Genomic DNA, 8,921 nt, shown 5'->3' on the forward strand with positions numbered 1-8,921 from the left:
GAGGCGCTATGCCTGAAAGCCAGCTTCCTGCGGCGCTCGACTCGCTGCGCGCGGCGGTACTGATGTACGACAGCCAGGAAAGATTGATTGCCTTTAACCGTCAGGTGGTGCGCTTTTATCCCGGCATCGAGCACCGTATCTGCCTCGGTATGACGCTGACGCAGCTGGCGGAGGAGTTTATCGCGTCAGCCTATATGACCGAGAATCATCAGCATCGTCAGGCGATGGCCGATAACCTGATTAGCCGCTGCCGCCTTGATAATCACAGCGAAATGCGGCGCATCGCCAACCGACAGGTATTTGTGCAGCACAACCGCACGCCCGAAGGCGGCATCGTCAGCCTGCATATCGATATGTCGGGTTTTGAACTGATCAACGAATCGCGCAACCAGCTGCACGCCGACTTTGTGCTGGCGGCGGAATCTACCCAGATCGGCATCTGGGACTGGCAGCAGCAAAAGGATCTGTTACAGGTCAATGATGCGCTGCTCAATATGCTGGGCTATCCGCGCGAGACCTGGCACTACAGCGCCAGCTTTCTTGATACGCTGCTGCACCCTGACGATCGCGAGCCGTTACAACAGCTCTTCTCCAGCGCCAGCAATCAGCAGTTGCCGGTGTTTGAAAGCGAGATTCGTTTGTTACACCGTAACGGGAATTACCGCTGGATGCTGCTGTCGGGCCAGGTCGCCAGCGTTACCGTGAAAGGAGAAACGGCGCGGGTTATCGGCACGCTTCAGGACATCACCAAACGTAAAGAGGCGGAGCAGCTCTCCTTACAGGCGCTGGCCACGGCGCGCGCGGCGAACGAAGCGAAAAGCATCTTTCTCGCCAATATGAGTCATGAAATTCGTACGCCAATGAACGGCATTCTGGGCATGACGCAGCTCTGTCTGGATACGCAGCTGACGCCTGAACAGCGTGAATATATGACGCTGGTCTACCATTCGGCGCACACGCTGCTACGGGTGATCAACGATATTCTGGATTATTCCAAAATCGAGGCGGGAAAAATCGAGCTGGACGAAGAAGAGTTTGAGCTGCGCGCTTTTCTGCATGCGCTGATGCGGCCATTAATGCCTGCCGCGTCTGAAAAGAATGTCGAACTGCTGGTCAATGTCGCTCCCGACGTTCCCGATACCCTCACGGCAGACAGCGTGCGCCTGCGCCAGGTGCTGACGAATCTGGTCAGCAACGCGCTCAAATTCACCCCTTCCGGCGAAGTCGAGCTTCTGGTGCAGCGTGATAAAGAGACGCGCCGCCTGCGCTTTCAGGTTCGCGATACCGGCATCGGCATTCCTGCTGACAAACAGCAGCTTATTTTCGAGTCTTTTAGCCAGGCCGATACCTCGACCACGCGCAAATATGGCGGGACCGGTCTGGGCCTGACCATTTCCGCGCGGCTGGTCGAAATTCTGGGAGGCGAGCTGCGCGTGCAGAGCGAACCGGGCAAGGGCAGCGTCTTTAGCTTTACGCTGCCTGCGCCGCCGCAGCCCGCCAGCGAGAGGCTGCAAACCTCGCCGCGCTTTAGCAGCGTGCCGGTGCTGGTGGTGGATGACAACGCCACCAACCGGCACATTATGAGCGATATGCTGCGCAACATGGGACTGCTGCCCAGCCTGGCGGCCAGCGCCGACGAGGCGATGGCCCTGCTTGAGCGAAGCGCCGGTTTTCCGCTGATTCTGCTGGATGCGCAGATGCCGGATAAAGACGGCATGACGCTGGCGCAGGAGATCAAATCAACGCCCGCGCTGGCTAACAGCCAGATTGTGATGCTCAGCTCCATGAGCCGCTTTATGGATGCCGATCAGCTTGCTCGTATCGGGGTGAATTATTTCCTGGGCAAACCGGTCGACCAGCGCGAGCTGTACGACATCATTAAGCAGGCACTGGCGCTGCAGCCCGCGGCTGTCCCTGCCGCGCGGCCGCCTGAGGCGATTACCTGCGCAGAGCAGCCTCTGCGTATCCTGCTGGCCGAAGACAATCTGGTGAACCAAAAACTGGCGGCGCATTTTCTTACCCGGCTGGGCCACCAGTTCGCGATCGTTGGCAACGGTCTTGAGGCCCTGCAACAGCTGGATAAGGAGAAGTGGGATCTGATTCTGATGGATCTGCAAATGCCTGAGCTGGATGGCGAACAGGCGACGCGGCTGATCCGCGAACAGGAAGCCGCCCGTCCCGGTCGCCCGCGTCAACGCATTATCGCCATGACCGCGCATGCCATGAAAGGCGATAAAGAGTTTTGCCTGCAACACGGTTTTGACGGCTATCTGGCGAAGCCGGTGAGTCTCGAATCGCTTAACGATGAGATCCTGCGCGTGATCACCCTTCTGCAGCCTGCGCAACCTGCTGCGCCGGACGCCCAGCCCGATCGCCAGACGCTGGCCGCGCGGCTCGGCCTGGATGACGCGCTGCTGGACGAGCTGCTGGCGCTTTTTGCGGCTGGTCTACCGGAGCTGCTGGCGCAGTTAAAAAGCGCCATCGCCGACCAGGACAGAACGCGTCTGCGTCGTCTGGCGCATAAGCTGCGCGGCGAAGCCTCAACCTTCGGCTTCGACGCCTTCACCCGTTTTCTACAGTCGCTGGAAGACGCGGCGCGTGAAACGTCGCCGCTGGAGAGCGCGGCCCTGACGACTGAACTGGAGCGGCAATCAGGTGCGCTTTTCGTTCAACTTCGCCAACTACAGGAGAGGCAATGATGCGTTACGCCCTGTCGCTGAGCGTGCTGTTTTGCGCGCCGCTGTTTGCCGCGCCCCTGCCGCCGCCGCAGAGCTGGTCGCTGGCGGGAGAGTGGCGCGCCCATGACGCTAATGACGCCGACTTTATCGGCTGGCGCGGCAGTGACGCTGACTGGCGAAAGCTGCGCGTGCCGGCTAACTGGTACAGCGCCGGTTGGGATCACCAGGGCGCGCTCTGGTACCGCACTGAATTTTCCTTGCCCAGACAAACTGCCGATCGGCTGGCGACGCTGGAGTTCGACGGCGTGGATTACTTTGCCGACGTCTGGTTCAACGGCCAGAATCTGGCGCGGCATGAGGGCTATTTCCAGCGCTTTGCCGTTGATGTGACAGAGCATCTGACGCGCTATAACCGGCTGGCGGTGCGCGTCGATAGTCCGTTTGAGGATCCGCAGAAAAACTGGCCGCTGCGTAAGAATCTGATAAAAGGCATTCTCAATCAGCATGACGCGCGACCGGGAGGCGCCTGGTCGCCGCAGGGGCAGGACGCAAACTCCGGCGGCATCTGGTCGCCGGTCAGACTCCGTCTCAGCCGCAGCGTGGCCATTGATAACGTCATCCTCCGGCCTGACTGGTCGCAGGGACTGACGCAGCCGCGCCTGCGCGTTGAGCTGGTGTATCGCGCGCCAGCCGCTAAAGCCGCCACGCTGAATCTGAGCGCGCGTCCCGATAACTTCTCAGGTGAGTCCTACCGGCTGACGCAGCCCGTCACGCTTCAGCCAACCGGCAAGGAGACGCAGCGGATTAGCGTCACGCTGCCGATGCCGGCGGCGCGGCTCTGGTGGCCGAAAGAGTATGGCAAGCCCAGCCTCTATCAGGTGCAGGTCAGGCTGAGCGACGAAAACGGCGTTCTTGACCAGCGCGCCAGCCGTACCGGTTTACGTCAGATTGTCGAGCAGGCGAATAATCAGGGATGGCTGATTAACGGTCAGCGCCTGTTTATTCGCGGCACCAACTATATCGGCTCCCCTTGGCTGAGCACCATGAACAAGGCGCGCTATGCGCGCGATTTCGATCTGGTGGAGAAGATGAATGCCAACGCCATCCGCGTACATGGCCATGTGGCGGGTCGCGCGCTTTATCAGGCGGCCGATGAGCGCGGGCTGCTGATCTGGCAGGATGTGCCGCTCCAGTGGGGCTATAACGATACCCCTGCCTTTGCAGAGAATGCCGCCAGACAGACGCAGGAGATGGTCGCTCAGTTTGGCAACTCTCCCTCTGTCGTGGTGTGGGGAGGACAAAACGAACCGCCTTTTAACTCGCCGTGGATGGGCAAGCGTTTCCCTGACTGGAACAAAGATCTTAACCGGCATCTGATGCAGCGCGTCGCGGATACCCTCGCGAAAGATAACAGCCGCATCGTGCATCCCTTTTCCGCCGTTGAAGAGCACTACTGGGCGGGCTGGTATTTCGGCTCGCTGGCCAATTTGCTGGAGCCGGCGAAAACCGCCACCATTACGGAGTTTGGCGCTCAGGCGCTGCCGCGACTCGCGACGCTGCGGACTTTTATTCCGCGCAGCGATTTGTGGCCCGCCACGACCCAGCCGGGCGACCCAAAATGGACGCGCTGGAAATATCATAACTTTCAGCCAATCCAGACCTTTCAGAACGCAAAGATTTCACGCGGCGAGACTATCCAGACCTTTATCGCCAATACCCAACGCTATCAGGCGCAGCTGGTCGCCCTTGCCGCCGAGAGCTATCGCCGTCAGCGCTTCCAGCCGGTGACGGCCCTGTTCCAGTTTATGTTTGTAGAAATCTGGCCATCGGTGAACTGGGGCGTGGTGGATTATCTGCGCCATCCCAAAGCGGGCTATTACGCGTTGCAGCGCGCCTATCAGCCGCTGCTGCCTTCAATTGAGCCGAAAAGCCTCGACTGGAAAGCGGGTAAACCCGGACAAATTACTCTCTGGACGATCAACGACTTGCCCGCCGCGCATCCCGGTAGCTGGCTGCGCTGGCGGATTAGCCAGGGCGATCGCATCCTGGCGCAGGGAGACAAGCAGGTGGATATCGCGCCTGACAGCGGCAGTAAAGTGGTGGAGCTGCCCGTGACACCGTCACAAAGCGGCGAGTTGCGCGTAACGGCAACGATTCTGGATGGGAAAAAGCGCCCGCTGGCGCGTAATGAGATGACTTTTGATGTCGCCAATTAAGGTCGACCGGTAAGCAACTCCGCACCGCCATAATCTGGCCGGGCTGAATTAACCGCAAAAAAAATCCGCAATCGCTGAGATTCCGGATTTCACCCTGCTTTAGCAGAGATCAGGCGCGACATCGCGCCTGTCTTGCGCGGTCTGAGACTTAGAAACTCTGCCACTCCGCGTCGTTGATTACGGCAACTCGCTGCGGCGCAGGCGACTTCAGGCGCGACGTCGGCGCGGCAGCGCGTACCGTCGGCAGCGCCGCATCGCTGCTCAGGTGGAACTTGCCTACCAGCTCCGTCAGCGCCCCCGCCTGCTCTTGCAGCGACTGCGCCGCCGCCGAGGCTTGCTCAACCAGCGCGGCGTTTTGCTGAGTGACGTCGTCCATCTGGTTAACGGCCTGATGCACCTGCGCAATCCCCTGGCTCTGCTCAACGGCCGCCGCCGCGATCTCACCCACCAGATCGCTGACCTGACGGATCGCCTCTTTCATCACGTCCATATTACGGCCGACGTCGCTGGCCTGCGCCGCGCCTGCTTCCGTCAGCTGGTGCGAGGCTTCGATCAGCGCCTTGATTTCATGGGCTGCGGCGGTTGAGCGCTGCGAAAGATTTCTTACCTCACCGGCAACCACCGCAAAACCTTTGCCGTGCTCGCCCGCGCGCGCCGCTTCTACCGCCGCATTCAGCGCCAGAATATTGGTCTGGAACGCTATGCCTTCAATCAGCGACACAATGTCATTGACCTTGCGCGAACTGCCGCGAATATTGTCCATCGTCGCCAGCATAGTGGTCAGCGATTCACCGCTCTTTTCAGAAAGACTGCTGGCATTGGCGGCCAGCTGGCTCGCCTGACGCGTGTTATCCGCGGTCTGACGCACGGTTTCGCTCAGTTCGGTCATGCTGGCCGCCGTCTGCTCCAGCGAGGCCGCCTGCTGTTCGGTCCGCGAGGAGAGATCCTCGTTGCCGGCAGAAATCTGCACCGAGGCGCTACTCACCGACAGCGAGGCCTGACTGACCGACGCCAGCGCGGTGGCGACCCGCTGCATCAACAGGTTAAAGGCGCGCGCCATATTGCCAATCTCATCGCGGCGACTCTCATCTGCGCTTAGCGTCAGGTCGAGATTTTCGCTGGCTCTGGCCATGACATCGCCCACCGCCGTCAGACTGCGACGAATACGCAGAATAGTCAGCGTAGAGAAGGCGCCAAACAGCAGCACAGTAAGCACCACGCCGCCAATGGTCGCCCAGAGCACGGTCTGGAACAGGCTGCGGTTGGTATCGCGCAGCTGGTTGCTGATGTCGATATTCAGCGTCAGCTGTTTCTGATAGTCGGCGATCAGCTGGCGAATGGCGGCGCCTATGCCGTCATTGCCTTCAATCAAGCTCAGCGTCAGCGTGTCCTGATGCGCATGCGAAGCCGCCAGGAACACCGGCAGCCTCTCGTTAATCGTCTGTAGGTTCTGATAGGCCACATTAGTCAACCGCTTGTCTTCATCGCTGGAGATGTCGTTGGCCATGTAGTAATCGATCTGCGATTTGATCTGCGTCAGCCCTGCGGCGATCGCTTTTTCGACATCGGCAAACTTTGCGTCTTCGGTCTGGCTCTGATGCTTATAGAGCGTCAGAGCCAGCTGATTACTTTCATCAATCATTTTTCCCAGATCTTTGATCGAGGGAATCGCGTTGGCCTGTACGTACTCAAAGCGATCCTGAAAACCGGACAGCAGCGAGATAGCCAGTATGGCCTGTAAAATAATTGCGCCGAAAAGCAGCGAAAATGCCAGCAGCAGGCGTTGGGTGATGTTCATCCTGTTCTCCATAAGATAGGCATCCCTGCCCTTATGCACTCAGGGAGGGTTAGCCTTCCCTATCATCGGCAGCCGGCCAGCTTTGATTAATTTTATTCCACTCCCCGGCCTACGCATTCTGTAAGGATTATGTAAGGATTTTAATAATTTTATTTAAGGTTAACGTAAGCGTGCCGATAACGGGTATCAACGACTATACCAAAAGGAAGGGATATGGCAGGTGTTTCTACATTAGGCATCGGTTCCGGGCTAAAGCTGAGCGACATTCTGGATAAACTCACCAGCGCGGAAAAACAGGTTCTTGCTCCGGTTTCAAAACAGCAGTCCGCCGCGACGGGGTTGAGGGGCAGCGATGTAAAAAACCACGTTATGAACATAATTGATTGCTTAAGCTGAATTAATGGCTTCAGCCCCTTTCAAAATATCCGCCGGTAGAGCAAATGTGTAATGCCCCAGTACCATTCTTCAATAATTAAGCTGTTGGAATTTAGGAAGAAAGCGATTGCCAATTATGTTCAGGTTTACTGATGGGATACTTTTTGGGTAATTCTGGGTGTGTTCTGATAGAAGCAGATAACTAACTCTATAAGCAACAAAAAAACCACACATTGGTTATTTACTCACCTCCATTCAATAGATACACTATTTACAGGGATTTACAACGACATAAGGAAAAAGAACATGGCTATTCCGGGTAATATGTGGCTCTATGACGATGGTGGAGCACTAATCAAAGGCGGTTGTGATGTTGCAGACAGGGAGTTCAGTATAGAGTTTAAAGGATTTCACCATAATCTCTCCATTCCCACTGATAATGCCACTGGCAAGCCTACCGGCACTCGTCAGCACTCACCAATGATCATCGTTAAAGAATTCGACTATTCCAGCCCATACCTCTACAAAGCAGTAGCTACTGGTCAGAACCTGAAATCTGCTGAAATCAAATGGTATAAAATCAGCAATGCTGGTCAAGAAGTGGAATACTTCAATATGCTCCTTGAAGGAGTTCGAATCGTATCAATATCTCCTACTATGGCCTCCCCAGAAGACAAGAACAACAATCACCTTGAATCTGTTGAGCTAAGGTATGAGAAGATCACCTGGAAGCATTGTGACGGAAATATAATTTTCACCGATGCCTGGAATGAGCGACAAACAGCATAAGGTGATCGAATGGATACCACAGAAGAACTAAACGGAACCTACTTCTATCACGGTCAATCGAATCTTTCGGCTGGTGAACTTTTTGATGTCATTTTTCTTGAACAATTTTGTGACGAGCTTGGCATTGGTATTGAATCAGGTGCCGCGATTCTTGCTGGTCAACCTTGGCTAAAAACCAGAACAAAACCAGGAGAGGCAATTAAAGGAACAAGTGTCGTTTCTAAATATGGAAGGATGCTTCTGCGAAACGCAAAAACTCCATTTGGCATTAGGGTTCCTACACCAGTTGGTGTAAGAATGAGAAAAACAAATAATCTTGCTGCGGTTATAGCCCGTTATGTTCCTTGGTTAGGTTGGATAGGCCTTGTAAACTCAATTTATCAAGTATCAAGGAAAACTCAGGAAAAATACAACCTGATAGCCCGTCCAAAAGACCGTATACAATGGACATCCTTCTAATGAATAATATTCAAGATCAAGTCTTAGACTTTTTTAAAGAGGAGATTTCAACCTGCTTAGATAAAAACTGGAAAGAAATCCCGTTGGAACTCGATTATGACTTATTTGATGCTCCCGGTGACGATCTACATGAAGCCTTGGATAAATTTGAAAAAAAATTTAATGTTGATCTTTCCAGTGTTAAATGGTCATGTTATTTTCCTTGGGAGAATACTCCGTTGCTAACACGATGGTTTAAAGTAAAACGGGAGGATGTAGAAAGAACTCGTAAGCCTTTAACCGTCAAAATGTTTGCAGAATCAGCGGAAGCTGGAAAATGGCTTTATGACTGATAAAATCATAATATTTTATTTTATAAAATAGGACACATATATGAAAGCTTACACACTAAAAGAAGATAAAGATTCCGGAGAGCTTCACCTCTTTGAAGGAGATATGCTACCAAATGATCCTAAATATAAATGTAACTCAGTTTCAAAATCAATATGTAAAAAGATGAATAAATCAGAAAATAAGGGAAACCGTTTCTCATGTGCCACAGAACAAGAAGCAAGGGAGAAAATTGCCAAAATTGGACGGAAAGTTTGTGGAACATGTGTCAGCCAT

The 8,921-nt window shown here is 54.8% G+C and carries 8 protein-coding genes; 7 read left to right on the top strand and 1 reads right to left on the bottom strand.

Going from position 1 to position 8,921, the window contains the following annotated elements:
• The first annotated feature begins 8 nt into the window (after nt 1–8).
• Nucleotides 9–2,699, top strand: coding sequence for a hybrid sensor histidine kinase/response regulator (locus BBB56_RS20610; RefSeq protein WP_123802793.1), 2,691 nt, complete (start codon nt 9–11; stop codon nt 2,697–2,699).
• Nucleotides 2,696–4,894 (top strand): glycoside hydrolase family 2 protein, encoded by a 2,199-nt coding sequence (locus BBB56_RS20615; protein ID WP_123802794.1) that lies wholly within the window; start codon nt 2,696–2,698, stop codon nt 4,892–4,894. The genes BBB56_RS20610 and BBB56_RS20615 overlap by 4 nt, the downstream gene beginning before the upstream one ends.
• 148 nt (nt 4,895–5,042) lie before the next feature.
• Here the strand turns inward: BBB56_RS20615 and BBB56_RS20620 are convergent, their stop codons facing one another.
• Complete coding sequence (locus BBB56_RS20620) at nt 5,043–6,692, bottom strand: methyl-accepting chemotaxis protein (protein ID WP_123802795.1); 1,650 nt, start codon at nt 6,690–6,692, stop codon at nt 5,043–5,045.
• 213 nt (nt 6,693–6,905) lie between these two features.
• Here BBB56_RS20620 and BBB56_RS20625 point away from each other — a divergent pair, with 213 nt between their 5' ends.
• From BBB56_RS20625 to BBB56_RS20645, 5 genes are all read left to right on the top strand, one after another.
• Entirely contained in the window at nt 6,906–7,088 is a 183-nt protein-coding gene (locus BBB56_RS20625) for a hypothetical protein (RefSeq protein WP_123802796.1), read from the top strand.
• Nucleotides 7,089–7,373: 285 nt separating this feature from the next.
• The gene (locus BBB56_RS20630) at nt 7,374–7,856 is read left to right on the top strand and encodes an Hcp family type VI secretion system effector (RefSeq protein ID WP_123802797.1); all 483 of its coding nucleotides are present in this window, start codon (nt 7,374–7,376) and stop codon (nt 7,854–7,856) included.
• A gap of 9 nt (nt 7,857–7,865) precedes the next feature.
• Entirely contained in the window at nt 7,866–8,315 is a 450-nt protein-coding gene (locus BBB56_RS20635) for an STM2901 family protein (RefSeq protein ID WP_123802798.1), read from the top strand.
• Nucleotides 8,300–8,647, top strand: a complete 348-nt coding sequence (locus BBB56_RS20640) for a DUF1493 family protein (protein ID WP_123802799.1) — start codon at nt 8,300–8,302, stop codon at nt 8,645–8,647. Before BBB56_RS20635 ends, BBB56_RS20640 begins: the two co-directional genes overlap by 16 nt.
• Nucleotides 8,648–8,687: 40 nt before the next feature.
• Nucleotides 8,688–8,921 (top strand): hypothetical protein (locus BBB56_RS20645; protein WP_123802800.1); only part of this gene is annotated, 234 nt, incomplete at its 3' end.

The organism is Candidatus Pantoea deserta (genome assembly GCF_003813865.1).
Taxonomy (GTDB): Bacteria; Pseudomonadota; Gammaproteobacteria; order Enterobacterales; family Enterobacteriaceae; genus Pantoea; species Pantoea deserta.